The 19,021-nt window shown below is 28.4% G+C and carries 18 protein-coding genes; all 18 read left to right on the top strand.

What is annotated here, in order from left to right; all coding sequences use genetic code 11:
• Positions 1 to 10: 10 nt before the first annotated feature.
• Positions 11 to 1,099, top strand: a complete 1,089-nt coding sequence (locus tag CW733_RS12795) for a hypothetical protein (protein ID WP_157811575.1) — start codon at positions 11 to 13, stop codon at positions 1,097 to 1,099.
• Positions 1,100 to 1,210: 111 nt separating this feature from the next.
• Complete coding sequence (locus CW733_RS12790) at positions 1,211 to 1,534, top strand: acyltransferase (RefSeq protein ID WP_100998833.1); 324 nt, start codon at positions 1,211 to 1,213, stop codon at positions 1,532 to 1,534.
• A gap of 142 nt (positions 1,535 to 1,676) precedes the next feature.
• The gene (locus CW733_RS12785) at positions 1,677 to 2,126 is read left to right on the top strand and encodes a hypothetical protein (protein ID WP_100997548.1); all 450 of its coding nucleotides are present in this window, start codon (positions 1,677 to 1,679) and stop codon (positions 2,124 to 2,126) included.
• A 73-nt stretch (positions 2,127 to 2,199) separates the two neighbouring features.
• Positions 2,200 to 3,207: an SDR family oxidoreductase gene (locus CW733_RS12780; RefSeq protein ID WP_100997547.1), complete on the top strand. Its 1,008-nt coding sequence runs from the start codon at positions 2,200 to 2,202 to the stop codon at positions 3,205 to 3,207.
• Positions 3,197 to 4,537, top strand: a complete 1,341-nt coding sequence (locus CW733_RS12775; protein WP_100997546.1) for an O-antigen ligase — start codon at positions 3,197 to 3,199, stop codon at positions 4,535 to 4,537. The genes CW733_RS12780 and CW733_RS12775 overlap by 11 nt, the downstream gene beginning before the upstream one ends.
• Positions 4,530 to 5,774: an oligosaccharide flippase family protein gene (locus tag CW733_RS12770; protein WP_100997545.1), complete on the top strand. Its 1,245-nt coding sequence runs from the start codon at positions 4,530 to 4,532 to the stop codon at positions 5,772 to 5,774. The genes CW733_RS12775 and CW733_RS12770 overlap by 8 nt, the downstream gene beginning before the upstream one ends.
• A 7-nt stretch (positions 5,775 to 5,781) precedes the next feature.
• Positions 5,782 to 7,209 (top strand): O-antigen polymerase, encoded by a 1,428-nt coding sequence (locus CW733_RS12765; RefSeq protein ID WP_100997544.1) that lies wholly within the window; start codon positions 5,782 to 5,784, stop codon positions 7,207 to 7,209.
• Between the two features lie 6 nt (positions 7,210 to 7,215).
• Positions 7,216 to 7,755, top strand: coding sequence for a DapH/DapD/GlmU-related protein (locus CW733_RS12760; protein ID WP_100997543.1), 540 nt, complete (start codon positions 7,216 to 7,218; stop codon positions 7,753 to 7,755).
• A 1-nt stretch (position 7,756) separates the two neighbouring features.
• Positions 7,757 to 8,824, top strand: a complete 1,068-nt coding sequence (locus tag CW733_RS12755; RefSeq protein ID WP_100997542.1) for a glycosyltransferase — start codon at positions 7,757 to 7,759, stop codon at positions 8,822 to 8,824.
• A gap of 3 nt (positions 8,825 to 8,827) precedes the next feature.
• Entirely contained in the window at positions 8,828 to 9,988 is a 1,161-nt protein-coding gene (locus CW733_RS12750) for a glycosyltransferase (protein WP_100997541.1), read from the top strand.
• A 15-nt stretch (positions 9,989 to 10,003) separates the two neighbouring features.
• Positions 10,004 to 11,155 (top strand): hypothetical protein, encoded by a 1,152-nt coding sequence (locus tag CW733_RS12745; RefSeq protein WP_100997540.1) that lies wholly within the window; start codon positions 10,004 to 10,006, stop codon positions 11,153 to 11,155.
• Positions 11,136 to 12,290, top strand: coding sequence for a glycosyltransferase family 4 protein (locus CW733_RS12740; RefSeq protein ID WP_100997539.1), 1,155 nt, complete (start codon positions 11,136 to 11,138; stop codon positions 12,288 to 12,290). The genes CW733_RS12745 and CW733_RS12740 overlap by 20 nt, the downstream gene beginning before the upstream one ends.
• Positions 12,283 to 12,891, top strand: coding sequence for a sugar transferase (locus CW733_RS12735; RefSeq protein ID WP_100997538.1), 609 nt, complete (start codon positions 12,283 to 12,285; stop codon positions 12,889 to 12,891). The genes CW733_RS12740 and CW733_RS12735 overlap by 8 nt, the downstream gene beginning before the upstream one ends.
• Positions 12,888 to 13,496, top strand: a complete 609-nt coding sequence (locus CW733_RS12730; RefSeq protein ID WP_100997537.1) for an acetyltransferase — start codon at positions 12,888 to 12,890, stop codon at positions 13,494 to 13,496. The genes CW733_RS12735 and CW733_RS12730 overlap by 4 nt, the downstream gene beginning before the upstream one ends.
• 2 nt (positions 13,497 to 13,498) lie before the next feature.
• Positions 13,499 to 14,629 carry a DegT/DnrJ/EryC1/StrS aminotransferase family protein gene (locus tag CW733_RS12725; protein WP_100997536.1) on the top strand — a complete coding sequence of 377 codons (1,131 nt, stop codon included), beginning with the start codon at positions 13,499 to 13,501 and terminating at the stop codon, positions 14,627 to 14,629.
• Positions 14,630 to 14,692: 63 nt separating this feature from the next.
• A complete protein-coding gene (locus tag CW733_RS12720; RefSeq protein ID WP_100997535.1) occupies positions 14,693 to 16,657 on the top strand; it encodes a nucleoside-diphosphate sugar epimerase/dehydratase in 1,965 nt (654 codons plus the stop codon).
• A gap of 73 nt (positions 16,658 to 16,730) precedes the next feature.
• Complete coding sequence (locus CW733_RS12715; RefSeq protein ID WP_100997534.1) at positions 16,731 to 18,029, top strand: UDP-glucose/GDP-mannose dehydrogenase family protein; 1,299 nt, start codon at positions 16,731 to 16,733, stop codon at positions 18,027 to 18,029.
• Positions 18,029 to 19,021 carry a UDP-glucuronic acid decarboxylase family protein gene (locus CW733_RS12710; RefSeq protein WP_100997533.1) on the top strand — a complete coding sequence of 331 codons (993 nt, stop codon included), beginning with the start codon at positions 18,029 to 18,031 and terminating at the stop codon, positions 19,019 to 19,021. Before CW733_RS12715 ends, CW733_RS12710 begins: the two co-directional genes overlap by 1 nt.

Genomic DNA, 19,021 nt, shown 5'->3' with positions numbered 1-19,021 from the left:
AATAAGTATTATGAAAGTGAATAAAAAAACTCTGAATAATCCGTTATTAATTATAATGCTTTTATTCATCTTGTTTTCTTGTAAAGAAGAAGAGAAATCTAAAACGAGTAATCAAACTCAAAAAATAGAAGTTAAAAAAGAGGTAATAGCAGAAAGTAAAAACAACAATATTAAATTAAATTTTAAAGGAAAATTTGAAAGTGATGATAACTTTCTTTTAATGTATTCAACAGAAGAAAACAAAAGATATTCAAATGAAAACAGATTAACTAAAAGAATAAAAGGATCAAATAAAGAACAAAACATTCAATTCGAATTTCCTGAAGGAGTAAGACCTTATGATTTAAGAATTGATTTTAGCGGTAATAAAGACCAAAAAAAAGTTAGTTTTAAAGAGATAGTAATTAGTGATTCGTTAAATAGAATATTGCTAAATGAGAATAATATATTTAATAATTTTAAGCTTAGTGAGCACTCAAAATTTAATAAAGAAACGTTAGAACTAAAATGTAACCTTTTTAATACGAAAGAAGGGAAAATGGGCTATAACCCTTATTTAGGTACAAATTACTCCTTTTTAAAAGTATTAAAAGCCTTCAATAAAGCAAATATAAATAAATCTAAAACTGTAGCTCTTGAAGATGTTGAAAATATTGATTTAAAAGATGGAGAGTTTAGAGTTATTATAGAAGGTGTTTTTAAATCTGATGATGAATTATTATTGTTTTATAGTGATGATCTTAACAAAAGTTTTAAATTAAAAAAGCCAATAAGAAAACTTGTAAAAGGAAGTAATTTACCTCAAACGGTTATAATTACATTGCCAAATGAAGATTATTTGGTTAATTTTAGATTTGATGTTAGTGCAAGCATAAAGCAAAAAGGTATCGAAATTAATAGATTTACTATTAGCGAATTAAATTCTATAATATCTTTTGATAAAGCTCAAATAAGTGAATACTTGAAAGCTAATGAGTATATAGATTTAAGCTCTAATGGTGAAATAAATTTAAAAACTATAATAAAAAATGGTGTTGAAAACTTCAACCCATACTTTAATTTAACCGATAAGTTTATAAAAGAACTTTCTAATTTTTAAAAAATAGACTCTAAAACTTTTAAAGAAAAAGCGATTTTTGTTTTTCAGAAATAAGGCTTCATAAGAATTATTTATTATTAATGAAAGAAGGTGTTAAATTATAAAGATAAAATGAAAAAACTTAGTTATTTAAATCATATAGATTCATTAAGAGCAATTGCAGTATTGTTAGTAATATTCTATCACCTTGATATTGATGCTTTCAAAGGAGGCTTTATTGGTGTCGATGTTTTCTTTGTAATTAGTGGGTTTTTAATAACACGTATAATAAATCATGAATTTCTAGAAAAAGGTACGGTTAGTTTAAAAACTTTTTATATTAGAAGGATAAGACGTTTAATTCCAACACTTTTTTTAACCTTTATTTTTACTTTTCTAGCATTTTCTCCTTCAGATTTTATGAATGCAGCTAAGTCAATGTTTATGAGTTCTTAAGTTTTTTGAAAATACGTTTTTAAAAATCTTAGACCAAGAAGTAAAAATTAGTAAAACAAAAAAAGAGCTCATAGGAGAGAACAATAACAACATTAAATTAAATTTCAAAGGAACTTTTAAGAAAAATGATATATTTTTGGTTATGTATTCTACTAAAGAGAATAATTCTTATTCTAAAAAAAACAGATTAACACAAAAAATAAAAAGATCAAATTTAGAACAAGACATTCAATTTGAATTTCCAAATGGCGTGAGACCTTATGATTTAAGAATTGATTTTAGCGATAATAAAGACCAAAATGGAGTTGTTTTTAGGGAATTAAAAATTAATGATTCTCTAAATAATATTACGATTAATAAAAACAATTTTTTTGCTAATTTTAAGTTAAGTAAAGACATTGTTTTTAAAGATGAAACATCTGTTTTTAAAGGAGTCCCTTTTAAGACCAAAGAGGGAAAAATGGGTTACAATCCTTATTTTATGCCTAATTCCTTTTTTAGAGAAAGATTAATAAAGTTTAATAATGCTAATATTAATAAAGAACAAGTATTAGATACTGAAAATGGTTTAAATAAAAAAAACAGCAAATAAAATTTCAAAATCAATAGCTAATAATCTATATACTTATAAATAAAACGAATGATGTTGAAGTCATTGAAAAAGAATGAAAGAAAATAAATACCATACAGAAGATTTATCTAAATCAACATTTTTAGTAACTGGAGGAGCTGGTTTTATAGGAAGTAATCTTGTAGAATATCTATTAAAGAACGGAATAAAAAAAGTAGTGATTTTAGATAATTTTGCTACAGGTCACCTTAAGAATATTAGTACCTCTTTAGAAGATTCTCGTTGTGAATTAATAGAAGGAGATATAAGAGATTTAGAAACTTGTAAAAAAAGCATGATTAATGTTGACTACGTCTTGCATCAGGCAGCTTTAGGCTCTGTTCCACGTTCAATAAATGATCCGATAACATCAAACGAAGTTAATATTTCTGGTTTCTTAAATATGCTTGTAGCTGCTAAGGAATCTAAAAGCGTTAAAAGAATGGTTTATGCGGCATCATCAAGTACTTATGGTGATAGTGAGGGCTTGCCAAAGGTGGAAGATGTTATTGGTAAACCACTTTCTCCGTATGCAGTTACAAAATACGTTAATGAGTTATATTCAGACGTTTTTTATAAAACTTATGGATTAGAAACTATTGGTCTTAGATACTTTAATGTATTTGGGCCACACCAAGATCCTAATGGTGCTTATGCTGCTGTAATACCAAAATTTATTGGACAGTTTTTAAATAAAGAAAATATATTAATTAATGGTGACGGAAAACATTCAAGAGATTTTACTTATATTGAGAATGTAATACAAGCAAATATTAAAGCTGCACTTTCTAAAAACCCAGAATCAATTAATCAAATATATAATGTCGCATTTGGAGAGAACACTAACCTAAACGAGTTGGTAGATGACATAAAGGATGGTTTAAGAAGTTTAAATGTGGATTACAGCGCAACAAATGTTAAACATGGGCCTGATAGAGCAGGGGATGTTAAACACTCTTTAGCAGATATTTCTAAAGCAAAAAAGTTAATAAACTATAATCCTATATACTCTTTTAAAGAAGGAATAAAAATAACCACACAATGGTACCATAATGAATTATAATAAAGAGATAGATTATAAAAGTTATTTACAAACATTCCTTTTTAGTTTATTTTGTCTCTTATTTGCTTTTCCTATTTTACCTAATGCTTTTCACAGTATTATAATTGTATTAATTATAATTTCTGCATTATTTCTTTATGGTAAAAACTTAAAAGACAACATAAAAAGAACAGGCTATAAACCTGTTTTTTATCTGTGTCTTTGGATAATTGTTATAATATTTAGTTTAAGTTACACAGATAACCAGGATAAAGGATTAAAGTTGATATTAAGACTTGTAAACTTTATAATATTCCCTATACTTTTTATTTATTTAATACCAAAAATATCACAGAAGCAACAAACCATTTTATTTTATTTTTATATAGTATCTAATTTTTTAATTGTAATTTTTTTATATGTAAAATTAGTACAAGGTATAGATGCTTTAGGTTATATTAATACTGCTGGAGAGAGAACGAGAGGACTTTTAAAACTAAGTATAATAGACCAGTTTAATGTTATTTCTAAACTTCCATTTCATGTGTCTAGGTATTATCTAAACGAGAATAATATAAGTGGTATTTTTGTGCATAAGGCATATTTAAGTATGGGCTTTATATGGAGTATAATATTAATTATTGACACTGTTTTTTTTAAAGAAACATCTAAGTGGCTAAAAGCAGCAGGCCTTTTTTTTATACTTATATTTACTTTTAGCGTAGTTTACCTAACATCTATTCCTAATTTAGTATGCCTTTTAATTATTCCAATTTTTATTGTTTGGAAAATAAATTCAAAGAAAATAAGAACAATAATATGTATATTGTTTATTGTTGTACCATCAATACTCTTAGTAACACCAAGTGTACAGAATAAATTATATGATAATGTTAGGTTTAAGCAAGACTTTGAAGAAGCTAAAATAACGCTAGTAAACCTTTTTTCAGAAAAACCTGATAGAAACGCAAATATTAGATCTCAACTTTGGAGTTGTGCGGTAAATGAGTTTGCTAAAAAACCTATTTTTGGCTATGGAATTGGTTCCGAAAACGATGTTATCAACACGTGCACAAACAGTGAGCTAAATTCCCATAATTACTTTTTTTCAATTCTTATTACTGGAGGACTAATTTTATTTATTGCCTTTATTCTTTTTTTAGGAAACAGTTTCAATATTGCGATAATCACAAAAAACAAAGTGCAACTCGCTTTTTTAGTTATTATTTGTATTAACCTTATGTCTGAAAGCATGTTTATTAGAATACATGGGATATTATTTTGCTCAATTTTCGGGAGTCTATTATATAAAGAATCCCTATTCTTAAAATTAGAAAAAGAAAGTGTTTAAGTCAGATTTTTTAAAAAGCATAAGTGTTTTAGCCGGAGGAACAATAGTCGCACAGATTGTTACTTTTTTGGCAATGCTTTATTTAACAAAAGTATATCTTCCAGATAGTTTTGGGCTTTTATCTTTAGGAACTTCTTTAATAAGTATTTGTTTACCATTAGCAACATTACGTTTTGACAAAGCAATAGTAATTGCTGAAAGCGATAAAGAAATATATAATTTAGTTGTTCTTTCTCTTTTAACTAATGTTATTGTCTCTGTTGCTATATTAATATTAGGCGTTTTTTTATACTTTTTTAATATTATTGATCAAGTACATTATCCTTTAGTTTTTATTATTCCTTTTAGTGTTTTTTTGTATGGACTAATAAATGTTTTTCAAATGTATTTTGATAAACGTTCGAAGTTTAAAATTACATCTAGAGCAGTAATAATAGATGCTTTTTCAAAGTCAGGAATGCAATTTGTTTTATTTAAAACGTTTCCTTTATTGGGTATGTTAATAGGTTATGTTTTTGCATTAACAATAGGTGTTTCTTATTATTTTTTTAATACAGTATCTTTTTTTAAAAACTGTAAAAAACAAGCTACTAAACAGAGCCTGATTTTAGTTGCAAAAAAATATGATAAGTTCCCTAAATTTTATGCGCTAAGCAACATCTTAAAATCTGCATCGCACAATATATGCTCATTTACATTTCCTGTGTTTTTTTCGCTTGCAGTTTTAGGGAATTTTAGCATTGCGTTTAAAATTGTAAAATTACCAGCTCAACTAATATCTATGGCTTTAAGAAGAGTTTATTGCCCTAAAGCAGCTAAGCTATACCTGACAGATAAAAGAGCCATGCTAAAACTATATTTTAAATCTACCAAGGTTTTGTTATTTATAGCTATTGGTCCTTTTATAATATTTGAACTTTTTGCAGATGATTTATTTATATTATTCTTTAAGGAAAGCTGGTGGAGTGCCGCTGTGTATGCAAAAGTAATATTGATATATGTATTTTTTAATATTGTAAATGCTTTAGCTCATGAGAATATGATTATATTAGGGCTGCAGAAAACATTTTTAATAGTTGAAATTGTATGGTTAGTATTAAGCTTAATTTTAATTTATATTGCCTCAATATTAGAAAGCTCTTTTTTAGCCGTTTTGTTTTATGCTTTAGTTGGAGTTTTCATGGAAATAATTGTGTTTTTAATTCAATACATAAAGTTAAGAAACGAATTGAAGTAAAATAGTTATGAAAACGACATCTAAAAGTATTATATATTTATTCGTTTCACTAGTTGGTGTTTTATTAACGGGTTTAAGTTGCTATTTTGTAAAATTAAATTTCGCATTATTTTTTTCGTTAATAACTTTAATCTTTACTTATAGAATATTTAAAATATCAATAAAGCGTTTAAATAGTTTTTCCTTTTTCTTTTTGCTTTTTTATGTTTTATATACATATGCTCCGGTACTTACTGTTTTGTTTGATATTGATAATAGAAGGCTGTTTCGAGAATCAACTCCCGAATCAGCATGTCTATATTTATTTGTTTCTACACTTGGCTTGTTCGCAATGTCTATTCCATACATTATTAGTATCAAGAATGTTGAAATAGATAAGAATCAGTATTCACATAAAATAAAGCAATTTACATTGTTTACTGTTGCTTTTGTTTGTGTTGCTCTTTTAAGTGAATTTATTAACATATATAGAGCTGGAGGACTTGGTATATTAAGTTTTGGGAAAGCGGTTTATCAAGCAAAAACAGGAGGAGTTTTTATAACACTACCATCTGCAAGTTTTTTAAAAATAGGTTTTTTCTTTCTTGGATTAAGAATGTATTTAACTTACAGTAATAAGTTTTTTGCAGTTCTAAAAAACAAATTATTCTTATTTGTTTTATTAATTGCCTCTCCAATAATATTAATTTATTTAAGTGTTGGTTTTAGAGGTCATTTACTAGGCGTTTTTATTGCTTATTTAGTTGGGTATAGTTATTATTTAAGCATCCATAAAATAAAAAGAAAAGTTGTGCTTTTTTTGTTTTTAGGTTATTCCTCAATGGCTATATTATATGGAATTAGAGGACAGTTAAGACATTTGTTTACCTCAGGTAATTGGGAGCGCTTTGATTATTATGTTTTTCAAAAGAAAAGTTATTTAGTATATTATAATCCAGCAAATAACGAGTTTGGAGCGCCATACATGAACTACATTAAATTTTATAATGATGATGATAATGAGTTGCTTTATGGTTCAAGTTATCTTGATGGCTTTTTAATACCAATTCCAAGGGCTTTATTACCTTTTAATAAGCCAAAACCAATTACATATACTTTTAAAGATAGATATTTTTCTTCCTGGAACACTAGTAGAATATCTGGCTCTGGTTTCTCTTATGTTATGGAAGCGCAATGGAATTTTGGATTGTTTGGACCATTCTTGGTCTACTTTTTTACAGGCTTCTTTTTTTGGTTTTTAGAATACCTTAGAAATAAAAACAAGTTTATATTATTTATGCCATTATTTTACGCAATGATGCTTCCTTTTGCACAATCAATCCATCGTTCATCATTTGGGTTCATTATGGCAAATGTTATTGTAATAAGTATGTTAATAGTTATATTAGTTATATTAAAGACAATAATTCCAAACTTTATAAATAAAAACAACTAATAGAATTTGAAATTACTATTTAAAAAAATAATAAGTCTTTTTATTCTTTACACAAAAGGAGGTGTTTCCTATGCTCGACACAAAGGTGTTAAAGTAGGAAGTCGCTGCCGTATTTTTACAACAAATTTTGGTAGCGAACCTTTTTTAATTGAAATAGGTAATGATGTAACTATAACATCTGGAGTTAAATTAATAACTCATGATGGTTCTACTTGGCTCATGAAAGATGATAAAGGAAGAAGATATCGGTTTCAAAAAATAGAAATTGGAAATAAGGTTTTTATAGGCGTAAATAGTATAATTATGCCTGGTGTTAAAATAGATGATAACGTAATTGTTGCAGCTGGATCAGTAGTAACTAAATCAATTCCTTCAGGCTCAATAGTTGCTGGAGTGCCAGCCAAAATGGTAGGTGAATATAAGACTATAGAAGATCGAATGATAAAAAATTACATTAGTGATCAAGATATGGATTATAATAAAAATTATATAGATAGAATACTAGGTGTTACAAACCCGGGTTTTAAAGATTATTTAAAAAAATAATTTGAAACAAAAAAAAATAACAATAATTTTACCTTCTTTAAAAGCAGGAGGAGCAGAACGTGTTTTGTCTTTTATTTCAAAAAAATTAGATAAAAATAGTTTTGAAGTCACACTCTTAGTTCTTGGTTTTAAAAAAGACGGTGTTTACAATATTGATGATTGTAACACTGTGTTTTTAAACAAAAAAAGACTACTATACGCTTTTCCATTAATTATAAAATATATTGTAATTGCTAAACCAAATATAATATTAAGTTCAGTAACTCATGTTAATTTATTAATGGCAATTCTATCTTTTGTTTTTTATAAAACTAGTTTTGTTGCAAGAGAGGCTAGTGTAGTAAGTAAAATAAGCGAGCATAGTAAATCGTTATTAACGAATAGGCGTGTCATTAGGTTTTTATATCCAAGATTTAAAAAGATTATCTGTCAGTCTCAAGATATGCAGAACGATTTAAAGACGATTTATAAAATAAACGAAGATAAATTAATAGTTATTAATAATCCAATTACTCAATTACATCATGTAAAGGATAAAGTTTATGCTAAAGAAGAGATTATTAAATTTATTACAGTTGGTCGTTTAAGTAAAGAAAAAGGGCATGAAAGAATATTAAAAAGTTTACAGCTTTTAGATTATAATTTTCACTACACTATTATTGGAGACGGACCTTTAAAAAATGAAATAAGAGACTTAGTTTTAAAATTAGAAATAAAAAGTAAGGTTTCTTTCATAGATTATACAAATAAGGTTTCAGAAGAATTAAGAAAATCAGATATTTTTTTACAAGGCTCTTATGTTGAAGGGTTTCCAAATGCTGTTTTAGAGAGCTGTGTAGTTGGAACTCCTGTATTAGCATTCAACGCGCCTGGAGGAACAAAAGAGATTATAAAAAATGACATAACTGGATATTTAGTAAACACAAAAAAAGAATGGAAAAATAAACTCGATAATATTGAGGGTTTACTTCAAATGGAACCCAACACAGTAAGTGAATATGTTAAAAACAAGTTTAGTGACACTACTATATTGAATAAATACGAACAACTATTTAAAAATTTAAATTAATAAATGGATTTTGTTTTTTTAATAAATAGATTAGGAATGGGAGGCGCAGAACGAGTAGTTGTTACGCTAGCAAATAAACTAATAGAAAGTCATTACAAAGTAGAAATAATTTGTTTAGAAAAAAGTGATATTGCATACAATTTAAATGATAAATGTAAAGTTTCCACACTAACAAATTATAATATTAATAATGGTGTTTTAAAACTGTTTTTACTAATATATCAAGCATGGAAACTTAGAAGACACATTTCAAAACATAAGATTAAAAGTGTCCAGAGTCATTTATACAGAGCGAATTATGTAAATGTTTTAGCAAAAGTATTATTTTTTTCAAAACACCAATCACAAATAGTTAATCATAGCTCAATCTCCAGATACAGAAAAGAAGGAGCAGTAGGGAGGTTAAATCTGTTTTTAATTAAAAACCTTTACTCTAGATCTAACATTATAGTTGCCATTTCTAAAATGATGGCACATGAAATTAAAGCGATTACTAAAAGAGAGGACATTTTAATAATTAACAACCCTCACGATTTGGAAGGTATTAAGAGTAAAATTGACAAAGAAATAAACAATTTTATCTTCAAAAAAAACATAACCTATATTATATGTATTGGTCGCTTAATTCCGTTAAAAAGAAATCAAGATGTAATTAAAGCTTTAGCTCAAATAGATAAAAACAGCGAATTAATTTTTTTAGGAGAAGGTGATGAAAAAGAAAAGCTTATTAATTTATCTAAGAATTTAAAAATTGAAGAGAGAGTTCACTTTCTTGGCAATGTAGAAAACCCATTTAAATACTTAAATAAATCAGATATATTTGTGTGCTGTTCAGAAACTGAAGGGTTTCCTAATGTTTTGATAGAAGCAATGGCATGTGAAACATTTGTGATTTCTTCAGACTGTGTAAGCGGTCCAAGAGAAATTATTGCACCACAAACAAACTATTTGGATACTCTTGAAACAAGAAGTTCTTATTCAAAAGATAATTATGGGATATTATATCCTGTAGGAGATTATTTGTCATTAAAAGAGGCGATTTTGGAAGTAAAAGGGAGTAGAATATATAAAAAAAACGTAGAAGAAAATGCTTTTGAAGCAATTAGAAAATATGATTTAGAAAACATTTTCGAAGACTATAAAACAAAACTTTTTAACTTTTAATTAAATAATAATCATTTGGATATATTTACAGCCTTAATAATTACCTTTATTGTTTTAATTGTTCTTTTTAGAAAATTAAAAAAAGTTAATTCTACAAAAATAAAACTATTATATATAGCTTTAGTTGTAATTCATTCTATCGCTTTTGGCTTAAATTATTATGTAAATATAGACTTAAAAAAGGATGCGTATATCTTTTTTACAAAGGCCTTAAATGCAAATAATATTACAGATTTTAGTTTCCTTGGAAGTCAATTTATGTCAGTAATAGTTTATCCTTTTGCAAAACTTGGATTTTCTTTTTTTTCAATATCTTTACTATTTTCAACCTTAAGTTTATATACCTTTTATAAGTATTTAAACTATCTACAAAAAAAATATAATATTGATGATTCTAAAAGCCTAATTTTTATATTAATCTTGTTTTTAATGCCATCACTGCACTTCTGGACAGCTGGATTAACAAAAGAAGCTCTAGTTTTTTATTTAATGAGTGTTGTCTTTTTTCAAACCCTAAAAAGTAAAATTATAAGCTTTCAATTAGTACTTTCATTAATATTTATTTTGCTTATTCGACCCTATTTGTTTGGTATTGTTCTTTTAACGTATTCTATATTCGTTCTTAGAAATCAAAAAGTACAAAAGAAAAATAAAATACAATTAATACTGTTAACATTATTGGCAATAACACTAAGTTTACCAGTTTTAAAAGGGTTTTTAAAGGTAGATAGCTTAAATATTGAAGGCATAAATAAAAGCTTTCAGCATATAATTGAATACAGTCAAAATAATGGTGCTTCATCTATAAATTTGGAAAACTCAACATACTTTTATCGCATGTTTTTGGTGTTGTTTAAACCTTTATTTTATGATGCTAGAACGTTTTTTCAATATATAATATCTATTGAAAATCTAATTTTATTAATAATACTATTTAAATTTATAGTCGACGTTATAAAAAAGAAAGCTCTTAAATTTATTTTTAAAGAACAATTTTTTTTATCATTAACAGTAATTTTGTTAATACTATTTTTTAGCACCTATTTATATAATTTAGGTTTGGCATCACGAATGAGAGTTATGTTTTTACCGTACCTGTTTTTGTTGATGTTTAATTTTTATACTAAAGCTAATAAGAAAAAATGTGATGAAGAAAAAAGTAATTAGAGTTACAACTATACCTTTATCTTTAGAAAAGCTCTTAGGAGGTCAAATGTCTTTTATGAAGGAGTTTTATGAAGTTAAAGCTGTATCTTCAGATAATGACTATTTACAAAAAGTAGCACAGCAAGAAGGAGTAGAAGCCTACCATATAGATTTAACAAGAAGAATAACACCATTTAAAGACCTAATGGCTGTTTGGAAAATGTATAAATTTCTAAAAAAAGAAAAACCTTTTATTATACATTCTCATACACCTAAAGCAGGTTTGGTGTCTATGCTAGCAGCTAAACTAGCAAATGTTCCAAATCGCTTACACACGGTTGCTGGTTTGCCTCTATTAGAAAGTACTGGAGCTAAAAGGACCCTGTTAAACATTGTAGAGAAGCTAACCTCTAAATGTGCAACTAAAGTTTACCCAAATTCTAATGCTTTAAAAAACATAATTGTAAACAATAAATTAGCAAAACATAATAAATTAAAAGTTATAGGCAACGGTAGTTCTAATGGTATAAATTTAAATCATTTTAACTCAAATAAGTTTTCATTTATCGAAATTGAAACTCTAAAAAAAAAATTGGGAATTAGTAAAAATTATTTTGTATATATATTTGTTGGCAGAATAGTAAAAGACAAAGGGATTAATGAGTTAGTAGAAAGCTTTGTTGAGATAAATAAGGATAATCATAATACTAAATTGTTATTGGTTGGACCTTTTGAAAGAGATTTAGATCCTATTAAACCTCATAATTTTAAAGAAATAAAAGAGAATAACAATATTATAGAAGTAGGGTTTGTTAACGATGTAAGACCTTATTTTTTAGTATCAAATGTCTTGGTGTTTCCAAGTTATAGAGAAGGTTTTCCTAATGTTGTTTTACAAGCAGGAGCAATGGGTTTACCCAGCATTGTTAGTAATATCAATGGTTGTAACGAAATAGTTGAAGACAATAAAAATGGAGTTATTGTTCCTGTTAAAAATGTTTTTGAATTAACAAATAAAATGAAAGAGTTACTTTTAAACGAAGCCTTTTATTTACAACTTAAAAAACAGGCTAGATCTAGTATAGAAAATAGATATGACCAAACCTATATTTGGGAAGAAATTTTAAAAGAATATAAAGAATTAGAAAATGTATAAAAACTTTATTAAGCGTATCCTTGATTTTATTTTTGCTTTAATTGGTTTAATATTGTCTAGCCCAATATTTCTGCTTTTAATTGTGATATTAATAATTAGCAATAGAGACTCTTGCTTCTTTTTTCAGAAAAGACCTGGTAAAAAAGGAGAAATATTTAAAGTCATTAAGTTTAAAACGATGAATGACAAAAAAGACAAAGATGGGAACTTACTTTCAGATGATAAGAGGTTAACTAAATTAGGTAAATTTGTTAGAAAAACATCTTTAGACGAACTACCTCAGTTAATAAATGTATTAAAAGGAGATATGAGCCTAATTGGACCTAGGCCTTTATTGCCAGAATATTTACCTTTGTATACATTAAATCAAAATAAAAGACACAATGTTAAGCCAGGTATAACAGGTTGGGCACAAGTTAACGGTCGTAACTCCATTAGTTGGGAGAAAAAATTTGAATTAGATGTTTGGTATGTGGAAAATGTATCTTTTATGCTAGATTTTAAAATTTTAATTAAAACTGTTTTAAAAGTAATTAAATCAGAAGATATAAACACCGCGGGACAAGCTACAACCTTACCCTTTAAAGGTCCAATGAAATGAATAAAAATGTATTTTTATATGGAGCTAGTGGACATAGCAAGGTTATTATAGATATTTTAAAATTAAATAATTTTAAAATTATTAATATTTTTGATGACGATACATCAAAAAAAAAACTTCTAGAATTCAATGTTTGTAAACCTACAAGGATAGAGGAGCAAGTTAATTCATGTGTCATATCCATTGGGAACAATATAATTAGACAAAAAATTGCAAAACAGTTTTGTAAATTAAAATACGCAATAGCAATACACCCTAAAGCTGTATTGGATAATACGGTCAAGGTTGGTCAAGGAAGTGTTATCATGGCTAATGCAGTAGTTAATTGCTCTACTATTATTGGAGAACACTGTATAATTAATACATTAGCATCTGTAGATCACGATTGTATTATAAGTGACTTTGTTCATATTTCTCCAAACGCAACATTATGTGGCAATGTATCAATTGGAGAATGTAGTCAAATAGGAGCCGGAAGTGTAATAATTCAAGGAGTAACAATAGGAAAAAACGTAATTATTGGAGCAGGAAGTGTGGTTATAAAAGATGTTATAGATAACACAACAGTAGTTGGTAATCCTGCTAAACCTATAAAAAACAAATAAAAATGAACTCAAAAATATGGCTATCCTCACCACACATGGGAGGAACAGAACAAAACTATATAAAAGAGGCTTTCGATACTAATTGGATAGCTCCATTAGGACCAAATGTAACAGGTTTTGAAAAAGACATAGAATCTTACCTTAAAGAAGGAAGCCACGTTGCTTGTTTGTCTTCAGGAACAGCTGCTATTCATTTAGCATTGGTACAATTAGGAGTAGGTTTAAATGATGAGGTTTTATGTCAAAGCATGACGTTTTCAGCATCTGCAAATCCTATAAAATATCAAGGTGCAATCCCTGTTTTTATAGATAGTGAAGCAGAAACTTGGAACATGTGTCCAAACCACCTTGAAACAGCTATTAAAGATAGAATAGCTAAAGGCAAGACTCCAAAAGCAATAATAATAGTTCACCTTTACGGTATGCCTGCTAAAATGAATGAACTATTGGCTGTAGCAAACAAGTATAGTATTCCTGTGATTGAAGATGCAGCAGAGGCTTTAGGTTCCACATATAAAGGAAGACAGTGTGGTACTTTTGGAGACTACTCTATATTGTCTTTTAATGGTAATAAAATAATAACAACTTCCGGAGGAGGAGCTATGGTTTGCAATACTTTAGAAAAAAAGGAAAACACAATATTTTTAGCAACACAGGCAAGAGATCAAGCGCCACATTACGAGCATTCTCAAGTAGGTTATAATTATAGAATGAGTAATATTTGCGCAGGAATTGGTAGGGGGCAAATGGAGGTGTTAGATAAACATATAGGCTTAAGACGAAGTATGAATACTTTTTATAAAGAAGAGGTTTTTAATGGCATAAAAGGAGTTAACGTTTTTGCAGAGCCAAATCAAGACCTTTATTCAAACCATTGGCTAAGTTGCATAACTATTGAAAATGATGCTCCATTTTCTAAAGACGAGTTATATAATAAAATGTTAGAAGCAAATATAGAAACAAGACCTTTATGGAAACCAATGCATTTGCAACCAGTATTTAAAAATGCGTTATATTACGGAAACAATACAAGTGAAGAGTTATTTAAGAAAGGATTATGCTTGCCAAGTGGTTCCAATCTCACTCAAAAAGATAGAGATCGAATATTAGAAGTTGTTTCATGCCTTAAATAAGCTTATATTTCTATATTGTAATTATAATTAAGATATTTGTAATCTCATATTATAGCATTCTAAATGTTTAAAAAATTAAAACAAGCCCTTTCTCAAGTTTTAGAGTCTAGTCGTAAAAAGATAGATTTTAAAAACATAAATTACCTGCCAAGGTGGGCTATATTATGTTTTGATAGTACTATTTTGTTAATAGCTTTAATGATTACTAAAATTATCATTGGAAATTTACAAAATGACACCATCTATCTCTCTTACCTTCCTACAAGTCAAGAATTAATTGTAATATTAGTAAACGTTCTATTCTTTATTTTTTTTAGAACCTACGCAGGTCTAATTAGACACTCGACATTTATAGATGCAGTTAAGTTTTTTTTAGCATCTGCAGCGACATTAATAACCTCTTTAGGTATACATTATGTGTATTTTTTAGCGACAAAAGAAAGTATTTTTCTAATTCCAGAGATTTTAGTTTACTCTATAATTTCATTTTGCGGATTATTTCTTTTTAGAATACTTGTAAAATATATTTTTGAGGCTTATCTAAGTTCCCAATACAAAGAAAATCAATTAAACGTATTGGTTTATGGTACAGATGAAAACGCAATAGCGATTGCCTCCGCTTTAAAAGCAGAGAAACCATCACGTTACAAAGTACTAGGTTTTATTGATAAAGCAGGTAAAAATAAAAGTAAAGAAATTTTAGGACTTCCAATTGTCCATTTACATAGAAAAGTTGCTGTCATTTTAAGAGCTAATAGTGCACAAGCACTAATTATTGCAGATAACAACCTAACAAAAGAAGAAAGTATAGCAATCGTTGATAATTGTCTTGAGTACAATTTTAAGGTATTTAGAGCACCTTTAATTTCAGACATAGAAAACAATAAGAGCTTATCTAACCAGATCCAGAAAATTCAAATTGAAGACATCCTTGAAAGAGATCCAATAACATTAGATAATAAATTAGTTGCTAAAGAAATTTACAACAAGATTATTTTGGTAACAGGAGGAGCAGGATCAATAGGTAGTGAAATTGTAAGACAAGTAGCAAATTACAAACCTAAAAAATTGCTAATTTTAGATAATGCCGAAACACCACTTTACCGTATTCATCACGAAATAAATCAAAATTTTCCAGACCTAGATTTTGAAGCCATTATATCAGATGTGAGAAATAGAAAGACAGTCAACGAAGTGTTTAATACTCACAAACCAAATGTTGTTTATCATGCCGCAGCATACAAGCATGTACCATTAATGGAAAAACACCCATCTCAAGCGGTACTTGCTAATGTTATAGGATCTAAAAACGTTGCAGATATGGCGAGTAAGTATGATGCCGAAAAATTTGTCATGGTTTCTACAGATAAAGCTGTAAACCCAAGTAATGTGATGGGAGCTTCCAAAAGAATAGCCGAAATTTATATCCAAGCACTTCAAGCAAAATTAAAATTAGAGAATAAAATTAATACTCAATTTGTTACTACAAGGTTTGGAAACGTTTTAGGTTCTAACGGTTCAGTAGTTCCATTATTTAAAAAACAAATTGAAGAAGGAGGGCCATTAACAATAACACATCCAGACATTATTAGGTACTTCATGACTATTCCAGAAGCCTGCCAATTAGTAATAGAAGCAGGAGCAATGGGAAACGGAGGAGAAGTTTTTATCTTTGATATGGGAGAAGCTGTAAAGATAATAGATTTAGCAAAAAAGATAATTCGCCTCGCAGGATTTACACCTTATAAAGAAATAGATATTGAAGTTATTGGCCTAAGACCAGGAGAAAAGTTATATGAAGAATTGCTTAACGACAAGTCTGAGACACTACCAACATACAACGAAAAAATAATGATAGCTAAAATAGAATGCTATGATTATAACCTTATAAATAAACTGATTCTAGATTTAGAATCAATAGCAAAAGAAGGAACCAAAAATGAAATAGTACTAAAAATGAAAGACATCGTGCCTGAGTTTTTAAGTATGAATTCAGATTTTGAAAGATTAGATAAAAAAATAGTTTAGAAAAAATAAAAGTATTTTAAACGTTTCATTAATCTGAAGCGTTTTTTTTAATATAAAAAGCATACATTTTTAAATGAAAATAGCAGTAATTGGTACAGGATATGTTGGTTTAGTTACAGGAACTTGCCTCGCAGAAACGGGCAACGATGTACTTTGTATAGATATAGACGAAAATAAAGTAAAACAAATGCAGCAAGGCCAAGTGCCAATCTACGAGCCGCATTTAGATGTTTTATTCGAAAGGAACATAAAGGCAAACCGTTTAAAATTTTCAACCAGTTTGGCTGAAGGTTTAGAACATGGAGATATTATATTTTTAGCTTTACCAACACCAGAAGGCGAAGATGGTTCTGCCGATTTAAAATATATTTTAGGTGTCGCAAACGATATAGGGAAACTTATAAAAGACTATAAAGTTATAGTAGATAAAAGTACGGTTCCCGTAGGCACATCAGAAAAAGTAGAAGCAGCAATCGCAAAAAATGCAACTGTAGATTTCGATGTAGTTTCAAATCCAGAGTTTTTAAGAGAAGGTTTTGCTGTAGACGATTTTTTAAAACCAGAACGTATTGTTGTTGGAGCAAGTAGCGATAGAGCAATTAAGCTAATGGAAAAATTATACAAACCTTACGTACGTTCAGGAAACCCAATAATTGTAATGGACGAGAAGTCTGCAGAACTTACTAAATATGCCTCAAATGCCTTTTTAGCAGCTAAAATTACATTTATGAATGAGATTGCCAACTTTTGCGAAAAAGTAGGAGCAGATGTCGATAAAGTTAGAATAGGAATGGGAACCGATTCTAGAATCGGTAAACGTTTCCTTTTCCCAGGAATAGGTTATGGAGGTTCTTGCTTTCCAAAAGATGTAAAAGCACTTTATAAGTCAGGAAAAGACAATAATTATAATTTTCAAATTCTTGATGCAGTTATTAATGTAAACGCAAGACAAAAACTAGTTTTAATTCCTAAAATTGAAACGCACTTTAATAATGATTTAAAAGGAAAAAACATCACTATTTGGGGCTTAGCATTTAAACCAGAAACTGATGATATTCGTGAAGCACCTGCACTTTACATGATAGATAGTTTATTAGAATCTGGCGCAAACATTACAGCCTTCGACCCAGAAGCGATGCCAAATATAAAAAAGAATCTTGGAGATAAAATAACCTATGCAGAAGGTATGTACGAAGCTTTAGACAATGCAGATGCATTAGTAATTTGTACAGAATGGAGTATTTTTAGAACTCCAGATATAGATAAAATGAAAGCAGCAATGCAAGGACATATTATTTTTGATGGTAGAAACTTGTACGATGTTAAAGATATTGAAAACGAAGGATTTAAATATGTATCAATAGGAAGATAATGAGCTTAAAAACAGTATTAATAACAGGAGCCGCAGGATTTTTAGGATCTCATTTATGCGATCGGTTTATTAAAGAAGGCTACCAAGTTATTGGTATGGATAACTTTATAACTGGTGATAAAAAAAACCTAGCACACCTTCAAGAACATGCCAATTTTAGTTTTATTGAGCACGATGTCACAGAATTTATAAAAATTGATGGAAAAGTAGATTACATTTTGCATTTTGCATCGCCTGCTAGCCCAATAGATTACCTTAAAATACCAATTCAAACACTAAAAGTGGGTTCTTTAGGGACGCATAATTTATTAGGTTTAGCAAAAGCAAAAGGCTCTAGACTACTAATAGCCTCTACATCAGAAGTTTATGGAGATCCTTTAGTGCACCCTCAAACCGAAGAGTATTACGGTAATGTAAATACTATTGGTCCAAGAGGAGTTTACGATGAAGCTAAACGTTTTCAAGAGTCTATAACAATGGCTTATCATCGGTTTCATGGCATAGAGACGCGTATCGTTCGTATATTTAATACTTATGGACCAAGAATGAGACTTAACGATGGTCGTGTTATTCCAGCTTTTATGGGACAAGCACTGCGAGGAGAAGACTTAACTGTTTTTGGTGATGGTATGCAAACACGTTCTTTTTGTTACGTAGATGATCAAGTAGAAGGTATTTATAGACTATTACTAAGTGATTATAGTAATCCTGTTAATATTGGTAATCCACACGAGATAACAATTAGTGATTTTGCTGAAGAAATAATAAAACTTACAGGGACTACACAAAAAGTAATTTATAAAGACCTGCCTGTAGATGACCCAATGCAAAGACAACCAGATATCTCACTAGCCAAAAAACTTTTAGGTTGGGAGCCAAAAATAGGAAGAGAAGAAGGTATGAAAATTACATTCGATTATTTTAAAAACCTAAGTGAAGAAGAACTTTATAAAAGTGAACATAAAGATTTTTCAAGCTATAATAATAAGTAG

Source organism: Lacinutrix sp. Bg11-31 (assembly GCF_002831665.1).
In the GTDB taxonomy this organism is placed as follows: Bacteria; Bacteroidota; Bacteroidia; order Flavobacteriales; family Flavobacteriaceae; genus Lacinutrix.
This window is presented reverse-complemented; position numbering and strand designations above follow the sequence as displayed.